Consider the following 22456-nt stretch of genomic DNA (forward strand, 5'->3'; position numbering starts at 1 on the left):
CCCTGTATCCGGCACTCGACGCCCACGACACCGGCATGCTCGACGTCGGTGACGGGCAGAGCCTCCACTGGGAAGTCAGCGGCAACCCGGACGGCAGGCCCGTCGTGTTCGTGCACGGCGGCCCCGGCGGCGGAACCAACGCCGATCAGCGACGGTACTTCGACCCGGCCTCGTACCGGATCGTGCTGTTCGACCAGCGTGGCTGCGGAAAGTCCACGCCCCACGTGGCCGACGGCGCGGATCTCTCCGTCAACACCACCGGCCACTCCATCGCCGACATGGAAGCTCTTCGCGAACACCTCGGCATCGACACGTGGGTCGTCTTCGGCGGATCGTGGGGCTCCACACTGTCGCTCGCGTACGCCCAGGCACACCCGGCGCGCGTGACGGCGCTGGTGCTGCGCGGCATCTTCCTCCTGCGGGAGAAGGAGATCGACTGGTACTACCGAGGCGGAGCCGGGCACCTTTTCCCCGAGCTGTGGGAGAAGTTCCTCGCGCCGATTCCCGTCGCGGAACGCGACGCCGATCCGGTCGAGGTCTATCACCGGCTGCTGCACTCGAGCGACCCCGACGTCGCCCTCGACGCGGCCGTCGCGTGGTCCACGTGGGAGGGCGCCACCAGCACACTGTTGCCCAAACCCGAACGCGTGCAGGAGACCTCGGAGGCTCGGTTCGCACTCGCGTTCTCGCGCATCGAGAATCACTACTTCGTTCACCACGGATTTCTCGACGAGAACCAGGTGCTCCGCGACATGACTCTGATCTCCCACATCCCGGGGGTGATCGTCCAGGGCCGATACGACGTGGTGTGTCCGGCCACGAGCGCCTGGGATCTGCACCGGGCATGGCCGTCGTCCACGCTGCACATCGTCGACGATGCGGGGCATTCGGCGTCCGAACCGGGGATCGTGCACCACCTCGTCGAAGCGACCGACTCGCTGCGCTGAGCCGACCGTTCATCTCTCGGTGGTAAAGATGTCACCATGAGTTCAGGTGACGCCGGTGCACACACCGAGATCGAGGCCAAGTTCGACGTCGGAACGGACACGCCGGTTCCGGAACTCACGGGCAGTGCGTCGATCGTCGCGTCGTCCGCTCCGGACCCGACCCATCCTTCGTCGACGTACTTCGATACCGCCGACCTCGATCTCGCCCGTCGACGCATCACGGTCCGCCGGCGCACGGGGAGCTCGGACGCGGGGTGGCACGTGAAGATGCCGGTGTCCACGGACGAGCGCCTCGAACTGCGGAGCCCGTTGTCCGCCGGCGGCAACAACTCTCGTGTTCCGTCCGAGGTGGCCGAGCGGGTGAGTGCGCACGTGCGCGGGAAGGCGCTCGTTCCGGTGGCCACCATCGAGACACGCCGGATCGTGACGATCCTGTCCACGAAGCACCACGACAACGCCGCCGAGCTGTGCGACGACACCGTCACCGCCCACAACCTTCTCGACGATGTCACGGTCACCTGGCGCGAGTGGGAGGTGGAGCTTCTCGACGGGGATCGCAAGATTCTGCGGAAGGTGAGCAAGCACCTCCTCTCCCACGGCGCGCACCCTGCCTCGTCGACCTCGAAGCTCGCTCGCGCACTCGGCCCCCGGCTCACCGACACGGACGCGGTCCCCGCCCGGGACGGCACCGCGGGTGCGGCGGTGCTGGCAGCGTTGTCCGACGACATCTCCGCCCTCCTCGCCGCCGATCCTCGGGTACGGCAGAACGCCGACGACGCCGTTCACGCCATGCGCGTCGCCACGCGCCGGCTGCGCAGCGTGCTGCGGTCGTACCGGAAACTCCTCGACCGCGAGGCCGTGGACACACTTCGGTCCGAGTTGTCCTGGCTTGCCGACATCCTGGGCACCGCACGCGATGCCGAAGTGCTGGCGGCGCGGTACCGGTCGGCGCTCGACTCGCTCGAGGACCGCCCTGTGCGGGGGCCGATCGTCGAGTCCCTGGTGGGCACACAGGAGCGGCTGTACGCGCTCGCCCACGAGGAGATCGTGCGTGAGCTGGACGGCCGTCGCTACTTCGCGCTGTTGAACGGCCTCGATGCACTCCTCGCCGCACCCACCGTCGGCCCGTCCGACGCCGAGGCCCCCTCGGTGTTCCGCAAGGTTCTCCGTGCGCAGTTCCGCACCGTCGAGAAGGCGGAAGCACGGGCATCGTCGCTGACCGGCGCCGAGCACGAGGAGGCCGTCCACGACATCCGCAAGGCGGCGAAGAAGCTCCGGTACGCCGCCGAGGCTGCGTCCACCGCGATCCCGTCGGGCCGCTTCCATCGCACAGCGTCGGCAGTGGCGTCGTCGGCCAAGAAGGTGCAGTCCGTGCTGGGCGATCACCAGGACAGCGCCGTCTCGCGCGACACCCTGCTGCTCGAGGCAGCGTCCGCCGCGGAGCGCGGCGAGGACACGTTCACCTTCGGCGTCCTCTACGCGAACGAGACCGCCGCGGGCCGCGATGCGCTCGAACCTCTCCCCCGCGCGTTAAAGAAGTTGCGGCGCACCGCATCCGCTCTATCGAACTAGCGCGAACCTCACGGTCCGGGATGCCACGTCGACGGGGCCGATGCCGACCGTGACGGTGGTGCCCTCCGCCGGATCACCGTCGCACGGACCGATCACCGTGTATTCGGGCACGAAGACCTCTGCGGGGCGCTTGTCGGTTCGCCCGCGCAGGACCACCGCGGTGGTCGACTGTCCGACGTGCCCGATCAACACCTGCGCCTCGACCTGGTCGATGCACGCCCTGTCCACCTTGGACGCCACCGAGTCGCTGCGCTTCATTGCCTCGGGCAGGTCCGCGAACTCGGCACGCACCCACTCCGGAACCGGCACCCCTGCGCAATGCGACAGGCACACCTCGGTTCCGTAGCGATCGACGCGGCGGCGCAGCGGCGCCGTCACGTGCGCGTACGGCCCACCGATCCCCGAGTGGTTCGGCTGCGACGGAACCTCGCCCTCGAACGCGACGTAGGCCGCGCCGCGGAGCAGTGTCGTCGCTTCGCTCATGATCGCCAGGGTGGACGGAGCCGCCGGATCCAGCGATGCCAGGACCTGCCCCGGGGTCGACCCCTCCGGCCACGGCAGCCCGAGGGCCAGGACGACCGCTCGGAGCGCGTCGATATCCGACCGAGCGGGGGGCGGAAGTGTGCGCAGGATGCCCGTCCGCGCCTCGATCATGATGGCCGCGGCGCACATTCCCGTCAGCAACGACATCTCGGCGTTCCACGCATCCGCGTCGACACGCGGCGCGATGTCCACACGCCAGCCGTCGCCGTCGGCCACGACTTCCTGTTCCGGTAGCGCCAGTTCGATCGCTCCACGCGAGACCGCCAGTGCGCGCCGGGCACGCCCCAGATCCGGCAGCGCCGTCAACGACGGGTGCAGAGTCCCGTCGTCGGCGGCCTGCTGGACCTCGGCGTAGGTGAAGCGTTGCCGTGAACGGACGGTGGCCGCCTCGACGGCCCACGACGTGGCGACGCCACTGTCGTCGGTGTCGATCGTCCACAGCGCGGCGGGCCGGACACGATCAGGGAGCAGCGACGATGCGTCCTCCGACATCGACCGAGGATGCAGCGGCACCGTGTCGTCGGGCAGATACAGAGTCTGGCCGCGCCGGCGCACTTCCTCGTCGAGTGCGCTACCCGGAACCACGACGGCGGCGACATCCGCGATGGCGTAGAGCAGGCGGAAACCCGACGCGGTCCGTTCCACGACCAGCGCCTGGTCGAGATCCATGGACCCCGGCGGGTCGATGGTGACGAACTCGAGGTCCGTGGCGTCTCGACGAGTCGGCCGAGAGTCCGCCTCGGCCACAGCGTCGGACGGATAGTCGGTCGGGAGGTCGAACTCTGCACGGACGCCCGAGAAGTCGACTCCTGCGGCACGAACGGTCGGGAGCCTCCGGGAGACGGAGGGACTCACGAAGACCAGGAGTCGTCCGCGTCGTCCGCCGCCTTGTTCCGCTCGGCCGCGATCTCGAGGGCGCGTTCCGCGGTCGCGCGATCCGGGTACGGACCCATACGGTCCATCGCCCCGGCGTCCTTGCCCTGCACCACTGCCTTGTCACTGACGCGGAAGTACCACTGCTCGTCGTCACTCATGATCGACAGTGTGCCCCAGATCGATCGTCTAGGAACAGACTTCACGTTCCGACTCGGCGCGCCGACCGAATATCCGACGGCGACCATCCGAACGCTATGATTTCCGATATCTCTCGACACGCACGGGGACGTGCACCTGTAGATGCACTCAGATTGGAGAACGACATGTCGACCATCCTGTTCGATCAACTCCTGCCCCTGGTAGGAGCCGACGCAGCGAACTACTGGGCCACCCTTCTGGTGATCAACCCCATCTGATTCTCCCGCTCGACGTCATGGCCTTTCCCGCACGCGGGAGAGGCCATTCGTCGTTCATGGGCCGGATGCCATTGTCGTGGCGGCGGGTCGACGCTTCCCGTAGTTTCCTACCGCCGACCCGCCGTGAACCACTGTAGAGGACTTCGAACATATGTTCTAGTCCGGGTCCGATCAGCCGTCGAGGGTGCGGACGAGTCGGCGTGTAAGCCGGATCCTGTACTCGGAACATGTCCCGAGTGGCGACCATCCATCTGGGCACACCGTCGCCGGGTACCTCGAGCGATCAACCCGCAGGCTCGGGCGAGCAGCCCTCGAGCACCTGCGCAGCCGCACCTCCGCGAACGGTGGTGCGACCTTCGATCTTGCTCCGGGCGGGGTTTACCGAGCCACCCCGGTCACCCGGGGTGCTGGTGCGCTCTTACCGCACCGTTTCACCCTGACCGACCCGTCCGAGGACGGACCGGCGGTCTCTTTTCTGTGGCACTGTCCCGCGAGTCACCTCGGGTTGCTGTTGGCAACCGCCCTGCTCTGTGGAGTCCGGACTTTCCTCGGCTCGGAGCTTGACGACGCCAGGTCGACAGTTCTCCGTGCCGCGGCCGCCCGGCCAACTCGTCCGCGCGGTCATCCTATCTCCACCCTTGCTCCGACACCTCCACCCTCGCCCCCACACCTCGGCGAGTACGCCGAAAATGCCGCGAAACGGCCACTGATCACGACACTTTCGCCGTGCTCGCGGGGGTGGACATAGAGTCACGTCCATGGAATTCGTCGTCCTCCTGCGGGGCATCAACGTCGGAGGGATCCGGATCCGGATGGCCGATCTGAGGACGGCTCTGGGCGGCGCCGGGTACACCGACGTCCGCACGGTGCTCGCGTCGGGCAACGTCCGTCTCACCGCGACGACCACCGATCCGGCCGTGGTCCGCGCCGACGTCGAGGGCGTGCTGCGCTCATCGTTCGGATACGACGCATGGGTCGTGGTCGTCACCGTCGGCCAGCTCACCGAGGTCGTCGAGAACTACCCGTGGCAGACCGACGAGTCGGTGCGGCACCCCTACGTCGTGTTCTCCACGGACGGTGCATCCACCGCCGAGTTGGCGACGCTCGGCAGCTCCCTCGACGCGTCCGTCGAGCGATGCGCTCTCGGTCCGCACCACGTTCTGTACTGGGAAGTGATCAAGGGCGACACGCTCGGCAGCGTCCTCGGCAAGGCCAGTTCGCGGCCGTCGTACAAGTCGACCACCACCACTCGCAACCTCCGTACGCTGCGCAAGATCCTCGCGTGATCACCGATTCCACCGCGCGGACCGTCGTGGCCGCGCTGCTGGTCGCTGCGGTGTTGATCTTCGCCATCGTCCGGCCTCGCGGACTGCCCGAGGCCGCCGTGGCCGTGCCGGCAGCCGTCCTCGCCATCGCGCTCGGCGTCGTGTCCACCACCGACGCGCTGCACGAGACAGCCGAATTGGCACCGACCGTCGCGTTCCTGGCCGCCATCCTCGCTCTCGCCCATCTTGCCGACGCTCATGGTGTGTTCACCTGGATCGCGTCGGTTCTCCACCGCCGGGCGCGGTCGTCCCCGGTCCGACTGCTGGGGCTCGTCTTCGTCACCGCGTCGCTCACGACGGCGGTCCTGAGCCTCGACGCCACCGTGGTCCTGCTGACACCGGTGGTCGTGGCGGCGGCCCGGCGGGCCGGCATGTCGGCGCGACCGTCGTCGTACGCGGTCGCTCACCTGTCGAACTCGGCGTCCACGCTGCTGCCGGTGTCGAATCTGACCAACCTGCTGGTGTTCTCGGCGACCGGCCTGTCGTTCCTGCACTTCACCGCCCTGATGGCGGCGCCGTGGATCGTCGCGATCGGACTCGAGTACCTGGCGTTCCGGTGGCTGTTCCGCCGGGATCTGCGGCAAGAACTCGACGACGTTGCCGAGGACACCGAGACGACCGTCGCTACCCCGACCTTCGCGCTCGGCGTGATCGCGTGCGCTCTGATCGGTTTCGCCGTGATCGGGTCACTGGGCATCGAACCCGTCTGGGTCGCGGCTGCGGCCGCGCTGGTGCTCGCCGTGCCGGCACTGCGACGCGGCCGCACGACCACCGTGTCGATACTCCGAGCGCTCGACGTCTGGTTCTGCGTCTTCGTGTTCGCCTTGGGTGTCGTCGTCGCGGGACTCGCTCAGGGACCTGTGGGCGATGCGGTGGCCGACATTCTGCCGACGTCGTCGACCCTGCTCGCCCTCCTGGCCGTCGCGGGCATCGCCGCGGTCGCGTCGAACATCCTCAACAACCTGCCCGCGACGCTGCTGCTGCTGGCCGCCCTCACCTCCGTGCCCGGCGCGGTCCCGGTTCCGGCACTGCTCGCGATGCTCATCGGCGTCAACCTGGGACCGAATCTCACCTACGTGGGGTCGCTCGCGATCATGTTGTGGCGCAGGGTGGCTCGCGCGGAGAACGAACCGCCCAGCCTGCGCACCTTCACGATCGTGGGCATGGTGACCACACCGATCACCGTCGTCGCGGCCACCGTCGCACTGTGGGTGGGACTGCAGGTCTGATCAGGCCCTTGTCGTTCCTCACGCCCACAGGTACGACGTGTCGTTGACCAGGCGCACGGACGCGGCGTCGTCGTCGAACCAGTCGACGATGCTGATCGACGCCAGGTCGAGATGCAGGCGGTAGAGGATCGACGGCCCGACATCGAGGCCGAACTGGAGCAGCGTCTTGATGGGTGTCACGTGCGAGACGACGACGACCGTCTTCCCGGCGTAGTCGCGCAGGATGCTGTCGCGCGCTCCGCGGACGCGCTCGCGCACCTCGTCGAAGCTCTCGCCGCCGGGCGGCCGCACCGACGTATCGCTCATCCACTCGCCGTGCAGGTCCGGGTCTCGCTCGGACACCTCACGGAACGTCAGGCCCTCCCACGAGCCGAAGTCCGTCTCCGTCAGCGAGTCCAGCGTGGTCACCGCGACGCCGGTGCTCCGCGACACCGCCTCGGCAGTCTCGCGTGCCCGCCCCAGCGGAGACGACACGATGGCGTCGATGCCGCCCAGGACAGCGATACGACCTGCCGCCGACGCCGCCTGGGCGCGCCCCAGCTCGGTCAGTTCCGGGTTGCCGCGGCCCGAGTACCGCTTGTCCACCGACAGTGCGGTCTGCCCGTGCCGGAGCAACACCGTGCGCGTCGCAGCGCCCGACACCGACTGCCACGGAGGACGTTCCGCGACCGGCGCCGGCGCGGACTCACCGCCCGTCAGCATCGAGTCCTCGCCGTCCATGGCCTGGTTGGCCAGACGGTCCGCGTGCGAGTTCTCCGCGCGCGGGATCCAGGTGTAGTCGACGTACTCGAAGGTCTCGGCGATGTCGGCCGCGCGGGCGCGCAGCGGAATCATGTCGGGGTGCTTGACCTTCCAGCGTCCGGACATCTGCTCGACCACCAGCTTCGAGTCCATCCGCACCGACACCCGTGTCGCGCCGATCTCCCGCGCGGCATCGAGGCCGGCGATGAGGCCGCGGTATTCCGCCACGTTGTTGGTGGCCACTCCCAGATGCTCACGACGTTCCGCGAGCACGTTCCGGCGAGCGGAGTCCCAGACGACGGCGCCGTACCCCGCGGGGCCCGGATTGCCGCGCGACCCTCCGTCGGCCTCGACGACGACGGAGGTCACGAGCCGGCGGGCTTGCCGGAGGGAAGGCCGGACTCGTTGGTGCGCACCAGGATCGTGTTGCACTCGGAGCACCGCACGACCACATCGGCAGGGGTGGAGGCGATGCGGGAGATCTCCCCGCGGTCCAGTTCGATCCGGCAGGCGCCGCACCGGCGACCGCGCAGCAGTGCCGCACCGATCCCCGACTGGGAGCGCTGCTTCTCGTAGGCGGCGGACACGTCGTCCGGGAGTCCGGCGGCGAGCTCGGCACGTTGCGCCGACCGGGTTTCCGTCGACTTGTCGACGTCCGCGAGTGCATCGTCCCGACGACGCGTCGCGTCGATGATCTGATCCTCGGCCTGGCTCAGCCGCGCACCGGCGTGCTCGTAGTCGGCCTGCGACGCCTCGCGCTGTTCCATGACCTCGAGCAGCTCGTCCTCGAGGATTCCTCGGCGGCGCTCGAGGCTGGCCAGTTCGTGCTGCAGTTCGCTGAGCTGCTTCGCCGGCGCGGACCCGGAGTCGAGCGCGGCGCGATCCTTCTCCTCGCGGCGACGCACCGCGTCGACTTCGCCTTCGAGCTTGCGGATGTCGCGGTCGAGATCGTCGAGCGAGATCTGCACACCGACCGCCGCGTCCTTGCGGTCGAGACGTTCGCGCTCGAGTGCGTCGAGCTCGATCTGCTCGGGCAAGGTGCGTCGACGATGCGCGAGCTGGGCCAGTTCGGTGTCCATGGCTGCCAGGTCGAGAAGCTTCAGCTGGATCTTCGGGTCGACGTTCACGCGTGTCACGCTACCGCCAGCACCGGCCCGTCCCGGTATCGACGGCGACTATGCACCGGACGGGTGCGCGCGCGCCTCCGCACCTGCCCCGATGGTCCATGGGTCGGTCCGCCTCGTCGCGACGGTCGTGCGCCAGCCCGCGGCCGAGCCGAACCTCTCGTCCAGCAGTGACTGCGCCTGCGCACACCACGGGAACTCCCCCGCCCAGTGCGCGACGTCGATCAGCGCGGGTCCACCGGCCCGCAGGTGCTCGTCGGCGACGTGGTGTCGAAGGTCGGACGTCACGTACACGTCGGCACCGGCACGGGTGACCGCGTCGAGCATCGAATCGCCTGATCCTCCGCACACCGCCACGGTGCGGACCGTGGAGTCGGGGTCACCGGCCGCACGGATGCCCCAGGCGGTGGCCGGCAACCTGTCGGCGACGCGTGAGGTGAACTCGCGCAGGGTGATCGGATCCGCGAGCGTGCCGACGCGCCCCAGGCCGCAGCCGGTGGGAAGGTCGACCGACTCCACGACGTCGAATGCCGGCTCCTCGTACGGGTGGGCCGCTCGCAGTGCGGCCAGGACCCGGGCGCGCGCACTGCGCGGTGCCACCATCTCGAGGCGCGACTCCTCGACGAACTCGACGGTGCCGACAGTCCCGATGGCAGGCTGCGCACCGTCCACCGGCCGGAACTGGCCGACTCCCTCGGTGCTCCAACTGCACTCGCGGTAGTCCCCGATCGCTCCTGCCCCGGCGGCGAACATGGCCTCGCGCACGGTGGACGCGTCGCCGACGGGAACGTGCACACCCCACTTGTCGACGCCGCCGGCCGGCTTCTCCTCGAGCGGCATCAGATTCTCGAGACCCAGCAGTGCGGCCAGAGCGTCCGACACACCGGGCTGTGCGGAGTCCGCATTGGTGTGCGCGGTGAACAGCGCGCACCCGGCCTTGATTAGGCGGTGGATCAGCGCGCCCTTCGGGGTGTGCGCACCGACCGTGTCGACCCCGCGCAGCAGCAGCGGGTGATGCACGACCAGCAGATCGGCACCGGCCTCGAGAGCCTCGTCGATCACGGATTCGGTGGCGTCCACGGCGAAGAACACGGCCCTGACGGGGTCCGCGGGATCGCCGCACACCAGCCCCACGGAGTCCCACCCTTCCGCGAGCCGCGGCGGATACGCGGCATCGAGCACCGCGATGACGTCGGACAGCGTCGGGACTTCAGCGGCGCGGAGGTCGGACATTCCTCGACTCTAGGTGGCCGGGAGGACACGGCCGTCAGGCGACCTCGCGCAATGCGGCGACCAGTCGATCCACCGCATCCTTGCCGCGCACGGCGAGGCGCAGATGGTCCGACGTCAGGCCGGGAAAGGTGTCGCACCGCCGCACCGCGATGCCGCGTCGGCGCAGCCGCTCCCGCACGGCAGCTCCCCCGTCGACACGCACCAGCAGGAACGACGCGGACGCGGGTGTCAGAACGTCGACGCCGAGGCCCCGCAATCGGCCGATCATGTACTCCCGTTCCGATGCGAGCACCGACGCGTCGGCCTCGACAGCCGCGACGGCAGCGGGTTCGCAGCACGCGGCGATGGCGGCGAGCTGCAGAGTGCCCAGCGGCCAGTGCGCCCGTCCGTGACTCAGCGTCGCCAGGATCTCCGGGCTCGCGAGGACGTACCCGCACCGCAGCCCGGCGAGGGCGAACGACTTGGTCAGGCTGCGCAGCACGACGACGTCCGGTGCGGTGATCGAGGCGACCGACTCGGGCTCACCCGGCATCGTGTCGGCGAACGCTTCGTCGACGACGACGATCCGGCCGGGGCGACGCAACGCCAGCACGTCGGCCCGGGGGTGGGCGACCGAGGTGGGATTGGTGGGGTTGCCCAGCACCACCAGGTCCGCCTCCCCGGGAACGTCCGCGTCGGCCAGGCGGTAGGGCGCGGAGAGCACGACCCGGTGGACGGGGACGTCGGCGCTGCGCAACGCGAACTCCGGCTCGGTGAACGACGGGTGGACGACGGCGGCCAGACGGGACCGCAGACGCGGCAGCATCGCGAAACCTTCTGCCGCTCCGGCGAGAAGCAGGACTTCGTCGGGAGTTCTGTTGTGGCGCTGCGCCACTCGCTGACGCACCTCGAGGTCCTCGGCAGCCGACGGATACGACGCGAGGCGGTCGACGGCCTCGACGAGTCTGTGACGCAACCACTCCGGCGGACGGTCCCCGCGGACGTTGACGGCGAAGTCGTCCATTCCCGCGTCCACCTCGACATCACCGTGATGCCGGAGATCGTGAGGCCCGGTGTCGTCGGTCATGGTGGCGACTGTAGGCGCTCCTATACTGAGCCCATGTCCGCCACCGCAGTCGACCTCGTCCTGTTCGATCTGGACGGAACTCTGACCGACTCGGCGCCCGGCATCCTCGCCGGTTTCGATCACGCGCTGGCCACCGTCGGAACCCCACCGGTGGGGGCGGACGTCCACGCGCACGTCGTCGGGCCTCCGATGATCGACACGTTCCGGTCGTTGGGCCTGTCCGAGGATCAGGTCGAGCGGGCGCGCGAGGCGTACACCGAGTACTACGACCGGCAGGGCTGGGCCGAGAACAGCGTGTACGAGGGTGTGGTCGAGGTGCTGGAGGCGCTGCGCGCCGCCGGCATCCCCATGGCCGTCGCGACGTCCAAGAACGAGCGCTTCGCGCGACGCATCCTCGAGCACTTCGACCTGGCGAAATACTTCGAGTTCATCGCCGGCGCCAGCGACGACGGGTCGCGGCGCGCAAAGTCCGACGTCGTGGCCAGGGCACTCGAACAGGTGGGCCGCACTGCCCGTGAGACCGCGGCCGGCGGCACCGGCTCGGTGGTCATGGTCGGAGATCGCGATCACGACGTGTTCGGTGCGGGCCACTGGGGCATCCCCGTCGTTCTCGTCGCATGGGGTTACGGGCAGGCCGGGGAGCACGCCGCCGCGACCTGGTCGGTGGAGTCGGCAGCGGATCTCATCGCCCTGCTGGCGTCGTTGACCTCGAGTGCCGCATGACCCCCGTGCACGTCACCTTCGTCTGCACGGGCAACATCTGCCGGTCACCGATGGCCGAGAAGATCGTCGCCGAGTCGTTGGTCGCCGCCGGCTTGGACGGACGTGTCCGGGTGACAAGTGCCGGCACCGGAGACTGGCACGTCGGCGACCCCGCGGATCCGCGTGCCGTGGCCGAGCTCGAAGCGCACGGTTACCCGTCCGCGCACCGTGCGCGCACCGTCGACGAAGAGATCCTGGGCGCCGATCTGGTGGTCGCGCTGGACCGCTCCCACGAGCGCGAACTGCGGAGGCTCGGGGTCACGTCCGACCGCCTGGCGCTGTTGCGGTCCTTCGACCCCGACGCCGATTCCGACTCGGTCGCCGACCCGTACTACGGCACCGAGGCGGACTTCGGGACCGTGCGGGAGCAGATCGAAGCGGCTCTGCCCGGTCTGCTCGAGGACCTCTCCCGCCGCTGACGACTACGCTGTGTAGTCGTGCGCCGATTGTCGTTCCTCGTTCGCCCCGGGTGGTTGGCACTCGCGGCGGTCGTCATCCTGTTCGCCTACCTCTGCTTCACGGTTCTCGCGCCGTGGCAGCTGGGCAAGAACACCACGACGTCGGCACGCAACGATCAGATCAGCCGGTCCTTCGATGCCGACCCGGTGGCCGCAGGTGACCTGGTGGCCGACCGCACGGTGGCACCCGACGAGGACTGGCGACGGGTCCGACTCACGGGCACCTACGAATCCGGCAAGGACGTCGTGGTCCGGCTGCGCAGCGTGGACGACACGCCGGCCTTCGAGGTGCTGACCCCGTTCGTCACCGACGTCGGACCCACGATCCTGGTCAACCGCGGATATGTCCTGCCGACCACCGGTATCGACGTCCCGTCCTTCGCTCCGGCACCCGCGGGGCAGACCACTCTCGAAGGTCGCCTGCGGGCGTCCGAGCCGTCCGTCCCGGACAAGCCGGCGGTGTCGGGGCCCGGCATCCCGCAGGTCTACACGATCACTCCCGCGCAGGTCGGTCCGTTGACCGGCACCGATCTCATCGACGGCTACGTCCAGCTCGCCGAGGATCAGCCGGGCGGCCTCGGGGTCATCGCACTCCCCCAGCTCGACGCCGGCCCGTACCTGTCGTACGGATTGCAGTGGCTGGCGTTCGGTCTGATGGCGCCTCTGGGTCTCGCCTACTTCGTGCGCGCAGAACTCCGTGAGCGTCGACGCGACAAGACCGGCACCGTCGAGAACACGCCCGTCACCGCTCCCTCCACGGATTCCGACGAGTACGACGACGGACTGGACGCGCTGCTGCAGTCGCGCCGCGGACTACGACGATCGAAGAAGACGCAGACCACGCCGGACTCGGTGATGACGGATCGCTACGGCGACAAGCGCTGACACCGCCGTCGCGCCCGCCTGAACCACCGCGGACAGCCGCACCGCGCGCCGCAGATCGTCGACGGTCGGCTCGCGGCCGGTGCCCAGAGTCGGACGCTGCTCGACGCCGTGCGGATACGCGGTCTCGCCGCCCAGGCGGACCCCCAACGCTCCGGCGGCCGTCGATTCGGCGACACCGGCGTTGGGGCTCGGGTGGCTCGACGCGTCGGAACGCCACGCGGTCAGGGCGTCGGTGACCGATCCGCCGACGGTCGGTGCCGCGGCCACCGTCAGCGCACCGGTGAGACGGGCCGGAATCAGATTGACGACGTCGTCGAGACGAGCGGCGAACCAGCCGAACCGCTCGTAGCGCGGTGAGTGGTAGCCGATCATCGCGTCGAGCGTGTTGACGGCCCGGTAGGCGACAGCGCCCGGAATACCGGCCACGGCGGTCCAGAACAGCACGCCGGTCGTGGCGTCGGAGGTGTTCTCCGCGACGGATTCGAGCGCTGCGCGGGCGGCCCCGGCGTCGTCCAGCGACGCGGGGTCGCGGCCGCACAACGACGGGATGATCGCGCGCGCGGCCGGAAGATCGTTGGCATCGAGAGCGTCGGCCATCGCGTGACCCGTTCGCACGAGGGTGGTTCCGCCGAGGCACGACCACACGACGACGGCGGTGGCCGCGGCACGTGCGGTCGGATGCGGCCGCAGAAGCGACTCGACCGCGACGGACGCGCCGACTACTCCTCCGACCAGGATGCCGGTGTGCAGGGCGCCGGCGAGACGGCTGTCCCGGTACGTCCTTCGCTCCAGGGCGAGGGCGACGGTGCCGAAACCGGCGACGGGGTGACGTCGGGACGGGTCACCGAGAGCGATGTCGGCGACGTAGCCGCCGACGAGGCCGAGCAGAGGGGTAGTCATCACCGGCGATCGTAACGCGGGATCACACGACAGATACTCGGACGTCCACGTATCCGCTACCCTGTCCGCATGACCGAGGCGATGCAGAGGCAGGATTGGCACACCGGCCAGGACGGCGAGTCCTACCCGCCCGAGCCCTGGTACCTCGGCGGGACGCTGCTGGTGTCGGCGTACCGGGTCCCCGTGCGCGAGTTGCCTCAGGACGTCGTCTCCGCGGTCGCCGAGACCGGCGCGACGCTCGTGACCGTCGGCGGGAAGGCCATCGCGTCGGCAGCGTTCGTCCGTTACACCTCCGGCGGTGTGCTCAGCTACGACGAACTGATCGGGTCGGTGCTCGTGCGCCGCGGCGCCGCCGTGATGGCCACCATCCCCCACATCTGGGTCGACAGCCCGCAGTCACGCACGGGCGGCCGCGAACTCTGGTCCATCCCCAAACACCTCGGCGCTTTCCGACGCACCACCAGCGGTGACCGCGTCACGGCGTCGATGACCTCGGACGGTGCACCCGTCGCCTCGCTGGACGCGCACGTCGGCAGACTGCGGCTCCCCGGCACGCCGCGCATCCCGCTGACCACCGCGCAGCACCTCGACGGCCGAACAGTCATCTCCCGCAACAACATCTACCCGACGGTGCGATCACTGAAGACCTCGTGGACGTTCGCCCCGGACGGCCCGCTCGGCTACCTCGACGGCCGCACACCCACGGTCAGCGTCGCACTCGGCGATGCGTCGATCGTGTTCGGAGCGCACGTCACCCGGTCCTGATCTTCTCTACAGTGAGGCCGACAGGTTTCCCCTCGCCCAGCCGTACGGAGCATTCGCCATGACCGATCTGCAGAACTTCGCCGATACCGTGTTCACCGCTGCGGCGGGTCTGCAGGTGACGGTGGCGACGGGCACGGAGGTGCGCGGGCACATCGACCTGACCGCCGACCACCACACACCCTGGGGCGTCGTTCACGGCGGTGTCTACGCCTCCGCGGTGGAATCCGTCGCCAGCATCGGCGCCAGTGTGGCCGTAGCGGATCGCGGCCAGTTCGCCGTCGGCGTGCACAACGCCACCGACTTCCTGCGATCGATGACCGAGGGACGCGTCGACGTCGTCGCGATCCCGTTGCAGCAGGGCCGAGTTCAGCAGCTGTGGCAGGTGGTCATCACCTCCACCGAGTCGGGCAAGGACATCGCCCGCGGTCAGGTGCGACTGCAGAACATCCCGAACCCGAAGGCCTGACGCGCTCCCCCGCTTACGGGGCGGGGGTCAGAAACCCCAGCCGCGGAACAGGTACGAGATGCGGGTCAGGACGTCCACGACCGTGAGTCCAACCGACATGTCTGCTCCTTCGATGGGCGAACCGGAGCCCTGGTAGCTCCGGCCCGAACACTATGCACCCGAGCCCCTATCGGCTACGGGAACAACGGAATCGGGCGAACAACTTGATCAGGAGACGATCGACCGCCACGGCGCAGCATCTTCCAGTTCGAACGCCAGCTGCAGCAGCGTGCGCTCGTCTCCGCGCGGTCCGGAGAACATGACGCCGAGCGGTGTGCCCACCGAGGACTGGGCGAGTGGCAGCGAGATCGCCGGTGATCCCGTCACATTGTGCAGCGGTGTGAACGCCGCATAGCTGGTGAGCCGGGCGAGGTACTCGTCGAACGGCACATGGGGAGAGAGGAATCCGAGCTCCGGAGTCGCATGGCCCAGGACCGGGGACATCACCACGTCGACTCTCTCGAACATCGACGCGTAGTCGGCTGCGGCCGCCCGCAGCCTGCGCACGACGCCCGGTAGCCGCGTCGCGCGGAAGCGACCGGCCAAACCGACTGTCAGCGAGTCGAAGTCGCGTTGCGTCCGCCCGTCGATTCGCGGGGTCGACTTCTGCAGGACGTAGGCGAGGAACGACCAGTACTCGACGAAGTCCTCCGGGAACCGCTGATCGATCGGCACCACGTCGATGGCGTCCACGCCGTGGCCGAGCCGTTCGAGCAGAGCCACCGCTCCGTCGACGGCAGCCAGAGTGTCCGCGTCCGTACTCCCACCCGCCGGCGACTGCCTGACGACGCCGATGCGAAGCCGCCGCGCCGACGGACCGGTCACGGTGCCGATGGGACGCAGCGACCGTGAGCTCGAGCGATCCGCATGCGCCCAGAATGCGGCGGTGTCGCGGACACTGCGCGTCAGGACCCCTTCCGACACGATGGCGACGGGCAGCAGCTTCTCGAGGGCCGGCAACACGAAGCGTCCCCTGGACGGCTTCAGCCCGACCAGGCCTGCGCACGCCGCCGGGATGCGGATGGACCCTCCCCCGTCGTTGCCGTGTGCCAGCGGCACCGCGCCCGCGGCGACCAACGCAGCGGAGCCACCGGACGACGCCCCCGTCGAGTAGTCGGTGTTCCACGGGTTGCGGGTCGGAGAGCGCGTCGGGAATTCGGTGGAGGCGCTGAGTCCGAACTCGGGCAGCGTGGTCTTGGCCAGGATGCCGAAGCCCATCGACTGCATCTCGCGCGCCACCGGGCCGTGCTTCGCGGCGGGGCGTGCACGGATGATCTCGGATCCCTGTCCGGTCGTCAGGCCGCGGACGTCGCTGTTGTCCTTGATCACGGTGGGGACACCGGCGAAGGGTCCGCTCGCGTCACCGTGCATCGGCGAGGCCAGGACGGGTCCCACCAGTGCGTCCAACTCGGACACTTTCTCGATGCGCGAGAGCGCAGCGGCCGTCACCTCGTCCCGCGACACCTCCCCGAGGCGGAGCGCACGCGCCAGCCCCACCGCGTCGTGCATGCCCAGTGCGTCGTCCCCGAAAGCGTGTAGAGCCATGGTGTCCCCCTGCCGAAGAAGCTGCGTTCCGTGATTGCACAGTGCAGCGCTGGGGAACGTAACCCTGCGTGCCGCGCAATCGCGGTGTCGACAACTGTAGGGAACTTCGCCTCTCACCGGTCCGAGAGTCGGGTCTCCACCGAATACGGTCGTCCGTTCATTTCCTGTGCGAAAGGTTCCACCGGGTGTCCACCTCCACATCGGCCGAGAGTTCGGCCCCCGCGGTCAGCCGTCGCGCATGGCAGTCGCTGATCGTGCTGCTCATGGGCATGTTCATCGCCCTGCTCGATACGACCATCGTCAACGTCGCACTCCCCACCATCAGGACCAGCCTCGGCGCATCCGAGGCGACGCTGTCCTGGATCATCTCGGGATACGCCCTCGCGTTCGGACTGGCGCTCATTCCCGCCGGCCGCGTCGGCGACCGCATCGGGCACAAGTGGGTGTTCTTCGCCGGCTTGGCGCTGTTCACCGTGTCGAGCCTCGCCTGTGGTCTTGCTCAGAACGATCTGCAGCTGGTCGCGGCGCGCATCGTGCAGGGTCTGGCCGGCGGCATCTTCGTCCCCGCCGTCACCGCCTACATCCAGTTGCTGTTCCCGCCGCAGATGCGCGGCAAGGCCTTCGCCATCATGGGTGCGGTCATCGGTGTGTCCTCTGCGCTCGGACCGATCATCGGCGGTCTCATCATCGAAGCTGCGGGCAGCGAGACCGGATGGCGCCTGGTCTTCTGGGTCAATCTGCCGTTCGGCATCATCGGCCTGATCCTCGCCGCGAAGATCCTGCCTCGCCAGGACCAGATCGACTCGCCGGAGGCGCCCTCTCGCGGCATCGACTGGGTCGGACTGGCCTTGATCACCGCCGGTCTCGTCGCCGTGCTGGTCCCGCTGATCGAGGGCCAGGACACCGGATGGCCGGTATGGACGTACGTCACCCTCGTCGCCGGCATCGTGCTGATCGGGTTGTTCGGAGCCTGGGAGGTTCGGTACTCCCGGGCCGGTCACACGCCACTGGTTCCGCCGCGCCTGTTCACCCGGCCGGCGTTCACCGGTGGTGTCATCCTCGCGCTGGTCTACTTCGCGGCGTTCACCTCCATCTTCTTCACCATCTCGATCCTGTGGCAGACCGGCCTGGGCAACTCCGCGCTGGCGTCGGGCGTCGTGTCCATCCCGTTCGCGATCGGCAGCATCATCTCCTCGTCGCAGTCGAACAAGCTCAGCGAGCGGCTGGGCCGCAACGTGCTGGTTCTCGGCACCGCCCTGGTCACGATCGGCCTGGTGTGGGCATGGCTCGTCCTGCTGTTCACCGATGCGTCGGCGTTGACCAACTGGAAGCTGCTGCTCCCCCTGTTCATCGCGGGCCTGGGCAACGGCGCCTTCATCGCACCGAACGCGCAGTTCATCGTCGCGACCGTGGAGAGGCAGGACGCGGGCGCGGCGAGTGGTGTCATCTCGACGATGCAACGTGTCGGTAGCGCCGTCGGCATCGCCATCATCGGCAGCGTGCTGTTCGGGTCACTGAACGTCATGGGCCCGGGCGAAGAGGCGCTCGGTACCGCGTTCACCGATAGCGCCGCCCATGCGATGGGTGTCAGCGCCGCGTTCGCGGTGCTGGCATTCCTGCTGGTGTTCGCGCTGCCGAAGCGCGCGCACTAGTCCTCGGGACCGGGCGCGAAGAGGTGCGGGACGTCGTCGGCGATCCACGTCAGCAGGTCGTCGACGGCTTTCACCCGCGCCAGACGTGAGAGGTCCCGCGGCACCGCCGTCCAGTAGTCACGGCGGACGGAGAAGTCGTTCTCCAGGACACAGACCAGATCGTCGTCGGGCTCACCGATGTAGTTGGGCAACGGTGCGACTCCGAGACCGTTGCGTGCCGCCAGCCACTGACCGGTGATGTTGTTGGTCTGGAACTGCGGCCGCCCGTCCAGGTTCATCGCGTCGAGAATGCGCAGGGGCACCACGTCCAGCAGCGCGTCGACGTACCAGATCACCACGTGACGACGCAGGTCTGCGAGCTCTGTCAGCGGCGGCGCGTCCGCCAGGTAGGACCGCGAGGCATAGAGCCGCAGGTCGTAGGACGCGAGCTTCCGCGACGACACGAAGCGTGGTGACGGCTTCTCGAGGGTGACGGCCACGTCGAAGCCGCGTGTCGACAACGCGTCGTGCTCGGTGGCGGTGACCAGCTCGACGTCGAGGTGCGGATGGTCGCGTCGGAGTCTGGTCAACCGTGGTGTCAGGACGAAGGCGCCGAACCCGTCGGGCGCCGCGATGCGTACCGAACCGGTCAACGACCCGACGGACGTCGTCTGGTCCTCGAACGCGGCGATGAGAGTCGACTCGACGGTCTCCGCGTAGGCGACGAGTCGGCGACCCGCCTCGGTCAGCCGCCACCCGGACGGGGTCCGGTCGAACAGGCGGTGACCGGCCGCCTTCTCGAGACTGGTGATGCGGCGGCCGATGGTCGTGTGATCGACACCGAGCACGCGGGAGGCGTCGTTGAGGCGGCCGTGACGCGAGACCTCAAGGAAGAAGCGCAGGTGGTCGGCGGAGAACATGATCGGAGCGTAGGCGAGCGCGTGCAGTTCTGCACGCGAGAGTGCGGCATTGGCCTTTGACAGAGGCAAATATGCGATAGAGACTCATGTCACACGCCAGCACCGACCGAAGGACTTTCACGTGAACACGATCACGCACTGGGTGGACGGCAAGCCGTTCGCCGGCACCTCGGACAAGACCTCCCCCGTCACCAACCCGGCCACCGGTCAGGTCACCGGCGAGCTCGCCCTCGCCACCGTCGAGGATGCCCGCGTCGTCATCGACTCGGCCACCGCCGCCTTCCCCGCCTGGCGCGACACCTCGCTGTCCAAGCGCACCGCGATCCTCTTCAACTTCCGCGAGCTGCTCAACGCGAAGAAGGGCGAACTCGCCGAGATCATCACCGCCGAGCACGGCAAGGTCCTCTCCGACGCGCTCGGTGAGATCAGCCGCGGCCAGGAAGTCGTCGAATTCGCCTGCGGCATTCCGCACCTGCTCAAGGGCGGCTTCACCGAGAACGCCTCGACCGGAGTCGACGTCTTCTCCCTGCGCCAGCCGCTCGGACCCGTCGGCATCATCAGCCCCTTCAACTTCCCGGCCATGGTCCCGATGTGGTTCTTCCCCATCGCCATCGCCGCCGGCAACACCGTCGTGCTCAAGCCGTCCGAGAAGGACCCCACCGCGAGCATCTGGATCGCCGAGCTGTGGAAGGAAGCGGGCTTGCCCGACGGCGTCTTCAACGTCCTCCAGGGCGACAAGACCGCCGTCGACGAGCTGCTCGAGAACCGCAACATCAAGTCCATCAGCTTCGTCGGCTCCACCCCCATCGCGCAGTACGTCTACGCGACCGGCACCTCGCACGGCAAGCGCGTCCAGGCACTCGGCGGCGCCAAGAACCACGCCATCGTGCTTCCCGATGCCGATCTCGACCTCGCCGCCGACGCCATGGTGAACGCCGGCTTCGGCTCCGCCGGTGAGCGTTGCATGGCCATCTCCGCCCTCGTCGCGGTCGGCGACATCGCGGACGAGCTGGTCGCCAAGATCGCCGAGCGCACCACCCCGCTCAAGACCGGCGACGGCACCCGCGGCGCAGACATGGGCCCGCTGGTGACCAAGGCGCACCGCGACAAGGTCGCCTCCTACGTCGACGCCGGCGAGGAATCCGGCGCCACCATCGTCGTCGACGGCCGCACCGTGAAGGCCGACGGCGGAGACGAGGGCTTCTGGCTCGGACCGACGCTCATCGACCACGTCACCCCCGAGATGAGCATCTACACCGACGAGATCTTCGGACCCGTCCTCTCCGTGGTCCGCGTCGACACCTACGACGAGGCCCTGCAGCTCATCAACGACAACCCCTACGGCAACGGCACCGCCATCTTCACCAACGACGGTGGCGCCGCTCGACGCTTCCAGAACGAGGTCGAGGTCGGCATGATCGGCATCAACGTGCCGATCCCGGTTCCCATGGCGTACTACAGCTTCGGTGGCTGGAAGAACAGCCTCTTCGGCGACACCCACGCCCACGGCACCGAGGGCGTGCACTTCTTCACCCGCGCCAAGGCCGTCACCTCCCGCTGGCTCGACCCGAGCCACGGCGGCATCAACCTCGGGTTCCCCGAGAACGACTGACCACCTCTCCACCCGAGCCGCACCGACGTCCCGCAGTATGGGGGTCGGTGCGGCATCGGCATTTCCGCATCACGCACGACCGACCACGAGAAGGAGCACGACGACGATGTCGACATCCATTTCCTTTCCCCGCTTCCTGCGCATGGGACCCGGTGCCGTCGAGGACCTCGGGCAGGTGCTCACCGACCTCGGCGTCGAGCGCCCCCTTCTCGTGACCGACAAGTTCATGGTCAGCACGGGTGCAGCGGACCGCGTCATGGGCATCATCGCGGCCGCCGGCAAGACCGGCGCGCTGTTCGCCGAGACGGTTCCCGACCCCACCACCGACTCCCTCACCGCCGGCGTCGCCGCGGTCACAGCGCACGACGCGGACGCCGTCATCGGCTTCGGCGGCGGCAGCCCCATGGACACCGCGAAGGCACTGTCGGTGCTCAGCAAGGGTGGCGGCGTCATGCGCGACTACAAGGCGCCCGGCCCGTACACCGGACCGGCGCTGCCCATCATCGCCATCCCGACCACCGCCGGAAGTGGCTCCGAGGCAACGCAGTTCACGGTCATCACCGACAGCGAGTCGGACGAGAAGATGCTGTGCCCCGGCCTGTCGTTCCTCCCCATTGCCTCCGTCGTCGACCCCGAATTGACGATGTCGATGCCTCCCCGCCTCACCGCGGACACCGGTGTCGACGCGTTGACCCACGCGATCGAGGCGTACGTCAGCAAGAAGGCCAACCCGATTTCCGACGCCCTGGCCCTGAACGCGATGCGCACCATCGGGAAGTTCCTCGTGCGCGCGTACACCGACGGGGACGACGCCGAGGCCCGCGCCGCGATGATGGCCGCATCCACCCAGGCCGGCATGGCGTTCTCCAACGCCAGCGTCTGCCTGGTGCACGGCATGAGTCGACCCATCGGCGGGCATTTCCATGTCGCACACGGCTTGTCGAATGCGATGCTGCTCCCCGCGATCACCGCTTTTTCCATCCCCGGCGCCCCCGAGCGGTACGCCGAGTGCGGTCGGCAACTCGGTGCCGCGCATGAAGGCGACAGCGACGACGTGGCCTCGGCAGCGCTGGTCAGCTACATCGAGAAGCTCTGCGCGACGGTCGAAGTGCCGTCCCCCAGCTCGCACGGCATCGACGCCGAGAAGTGGGAATCGTTGGTACCGCTGATGGCCGAGCAGGCCTTGGCCTCGGGTTCGCCGAACAACAACCCGGTCGTCCCCACCGCCCAGCAGATCGAGGAGCTGTACCGGCAGGTGTTCTGACGCTGCCCGCGGCGCTGCGCCCGGTTGCTTGTTGCGCCGGGCGCTGCGCGCGGCGGTCAGCGCACTCTGCACGCTCTTTGCCAGCATCGTTGTGAGACATGTCGGCGCGGGTGCGGGGAGATGAGTGATCATGATCG

At 68.8% G+C, this 22456-nt stretch carries 21 protein-coding genes and 1 other RNA gene; 12 read left to right on the forward strand and 10 right to left on the reverse strand.

Translation table 11 applies throughout. The features are described 5' to 3' along the window. The first annotated feature begins 35 nt into the window (after positions 1-35). A complete protein-coding gene (gene pip, locus RU01_RS14280) occupies positions 36-947 on the forward strand; it encodes a prolyl aminopeptidase (RefSeq protein WP_082043128.1) in 912 nt (303 codons plus the stop codon). A 36-nt stretch (positions 948-983) separates the two neighbouring features. Beyond that, positions 984-2519, forward strand: a complete 1536-nt coding sequence (locus RU01_RS14285) for a CYTH and CHAD domain-containing protein (protein WP_042575229.1) — start codon at positions 984-986, stop codon at positions 2517-2519. On the opposite strand, the gene RU01_RS14290 is transcribed toward RU01_RS14285, so the two are convergent. From RU01_RS14290 to rnpB, 3 genes are all read right to left on the reverse strand, one after another. Next, complete coding sequence (locus tag RU01_RS14290; RefSeq protein WP_042575230.1) at positions 2508-3917, reverse strand: RNB domain-containing ribonuclease; 1410 nt, start codon at positions 3915-3917, stop codon at positions 2508-2510. The two genes, RU01_RS14285 and RU01_RS14290, sit on opposite strands and share 12 nt — an antisense overlap. Next, positions 3914-4096, reverse strand: a complete 183-nt coding sequence (locus tag RU01_RS14295) for a hypothetical protein (protein WP_042575260.1) — start codon at positions 4094-4096, stop codon at positions 3914-3916. The genes RU01_RS14290 and RU01_RS14295 overlap by 4 nt, the downstream gene beginning before the upstream one ends. Before the next feature lie 445 nt (positions 4097-4541). Then, an RNA gene (gene rnpB / locus RU01_RS22180) (RNase P RNA component class A) lies at positions 4542-4966 on the reverse strand. A 146-nt stretch (positions 4967-5112) separates the two neighbouring features. Between rnpB and RU01_RS14300 the strand changes: the two genes are divergently transcribed. Next, positions 5113-5640 (forward strand): DUF1697 domain-containing protein, encoded by a 528-nt coding sequence (locus tag RU01_RS14300; RefSeq protein ID WP_042575231.1) that lies wholly within the window; start codon positions 5113-5115, stop codon positions 5638-5640. After that, positions 5640-6908 (forward strand): SLC13 family permease, encoded by a 1269-nt coding sequence (locus tag RU01_RS14305; protein WP_042575261.1) that lies wholly within the window; start codon positions 5640-5642, stop codon positions 6906-6908. Before RU01_RS14300 ends, RU01_RS14305 begins: the two co-directional genes overlap by 1 nt. 18 nt (positions 6909-6926) lie before the next feature. On the opposite strand, the gene RU01_RS14310 is transcribed toward RU01_RS14305, so the two are convergent. From RU01_RS14310 to cobC, 4 genes are read right to left on the reverse strand one after another with little or no spacing between them, the layout of a single operon-like run. Continuing rightward, the gene (locus tag RU01_RS14310) at positions 6927-8018 is read right to left on the reverse strand and encodes a bifunctional RNase H/acid phosphatase (protein ID WP_042575232.1); all 1092 of its coding nucleotides are present in this window, start codon (positions 8016-8018) and stop codon (positions 6927-6929) included. Continuing rightward, entirely contained in the window at positions 8015-8776 is a 762-nt protein-coding gene (locus tag RU01_RS14315; RefSeq protein WP_042575262.1) for a zinc ribbon domain-containing protein, read from the reverse strand. Before RU01_RS14315 ends, RU01_RS14310 begins: the two co-directional genes overlap by 4 nt. A gap of 48 nt (positions 8777-8824) precedes the next feature. Next, positions 8825-10006 (reverse strand): Nif3-like dinuclear metal center hexameric protein, encoded by a 1182-nt coding sequence (locus RU01_RS14320; protein ID WP_042575233.1) that lies wholly within the window; start codon positions 10004-10006, stop codon positions 8825-8827. A 34-nt stretch (positions 10007-10040) separates the two neighbouring features. After that, positions 10041-11072, reverse strand: a complete 1032-nt coding sequence (gene cobC, locus RU01_RS14325; RefSeq protein WP_042575234.1) for an Rv2231c family pyridoxal phosphate-dependent protein CobC — start codon at positions 11070-11072, stop codon at positions 10041-10043. Between the two features lie 33 nt (positions 11073-11105). Between cobC and RU01_RS14330 the strand changes: the two genes are divergently transcribed. From RU01_RS14330 to RU01_RS14340, 3 genes are read left to right on the forward strand one after another with little or no spacing between them, the layout of a single operon-like run. After that, positions 11106-11795: an HAD-IA family hydrolase gene (locus RU01_RS14330; protein ID WP_042575235.1), complete on the forward strand. Its 690-nt coding sequence runs from the start codon at positions 11106-11108 to the stop codon at positions 11793-11795. After that, positions 11792-12253 (forward strand): low molecular weight protein-tyrosine-phosphatase, encoded by a 462-nt coding sequence (locus tag RU01_RS14335; protein ID WP_042575236.1) that lies wholly within the window; start codon positions 11792-11794, stop codon positions 12251-12253. Before RU01_RS14330 ends, RU01_RS14335 begins: the two co-directional genes overlap by 4 nt. A gap of 18 nt (positions 12254-12271) precedes the next feature. Further along, positions 12272-13177: an SURF1 family cytochrome oxidase biogenesis protein gene (locus RU01_RS14340; protein ID WP_042575237.1), complete on the forward strand. Its 906-nt coding sequence runs from the start codon at positions 12272-12274 to the stop codon at positions 13175-13177. Here RU01_RS14340 and RU01_RS14345 read toward each other — a convergent pair. Next, the gene (locus RU01_RS14345; RefSeq protein ID WP_042575238.1) at positions 13106-14077 is read right to left on the reverse strand and encodes a cobalamin biosynthesis protein; all 972 of its coding nucleotides are present in this window, start codon (positions 14075-14077) and stop codon (positions 13106-13108) included. The two genes, RU01_RS14340 and RU01_RS14345, sit on opposite strands and share 72 nt — an antisense overlap. A gap of 69 nt (positions 14078-14146) precedes the next feature. Between RU01_RS14345 and RU01_RS14350 the strand changes: the two genes are divergently transcribed. Together RU01_RS14350 and RU01_RS14355 are read left to right on the forward strand one after the other, a co-directional pair. After that, on the forward strand, positions 14147-14842 hold the full coding sequence (locus RU01_RS14350) for an acetoacetate decarboxylase family protein (protein ID WP_042575239.1): 696 nt from the start codon (positions 14147-14149) through the stop codon (positions 14840-14842). Positions 14843-14900: 58 nt separating this feature from the next. After that, positions 14901-15308: a PaaI family thioesterase gene (locus tag RU01_RS14355; protein WP_042575263.1), complete on the forward strand. Its 408-nt coding sequence runs from the start codon at positions 14901-14903 to the stop codon at positions 15306-15308. Between the two features lie 207 nt (positions 15309-15515). On the opposite strand, the gene RU01_RS14360 is transcribed toward RU01_RS14355, so the two are convergent. Then, positions 15516-16892, reverse strand: coding sequence for an amidase (locus RU01_RS14360; protein ID WP_052493289.1), 1377 nt, complete (start codon positions 16890-16892; stop codon positions 15516-15518). A gap of 185 nt (positions 16893-17077) precedes the next feature. Here RU01_RS14360 and RU01_RS14365 point away from each other — a divergent pair, with 185 nt between their 5' ends. Further along, entirely contained in the window at positions 17078-18544 is a 1467-nt protein-coding gene (locus RU01_RS14365) for an MFS transporter (protein ID WP_042575240.1), read from the forward strand. Here RU01_RS14365 and RU01_RS14370 read toward each other — a convergent pair. Beyond that, positions 18541-19443, reverse strand: a complete 903-nt coding sequence (locus tag RU01_RS14370; RefSeq protein ID WP_042575265.1) for a LysR family transcriptional regulator — start codon at positions 19441-19443, stop codon at positions 18541-18543. The two genes, RU01_RS14365 and RU01_RS14370, sit on opposite strands and share 4 nt — an antisense overlap. Before the next feature lie 121 nt (positions 19444-19564). Between RU01_RS14370 and RU01_RS14375 the strand changes: the two genes are divergently transcribed. Beyond that, positions 19565-21055, forward strand: a complete 1491-nt coding sequence (locus RU01_RS14375) for a CoA-acylating methylmalonate-semialdehyde dehydrogenase (protein ID WP_042575241.1) — start codon at positions 19565-19567, stop codon at positions 21053-21055. A 106-nt stretch (positions 21056-21161) separates the two neighbouring features. After that, positions 21162-22319 (forward strand): iron-containing alcohol dehydrogenase, encoded by a 1158-nt coding sequence (locus tag RU01_RS14380; protein WP_042575242.1) that lies wholly within the window; start codon positions 21162-21164, stop codon positions 22317-22319. The last annotated feature ends 137 nt before the right edge of the window (positions 22320-22456 follow it).

Origin of the sequence: Rhodococcus sp. MEB064, assembly GCF_000834565.1 — a bacterium.
In the GTDB taxonomy this organism is placed as follows: Bacteria; Actinomycetota; Actinomycetes; order Mycobacteriales; family Mycobacteriaceae; genus Rhodococcoides.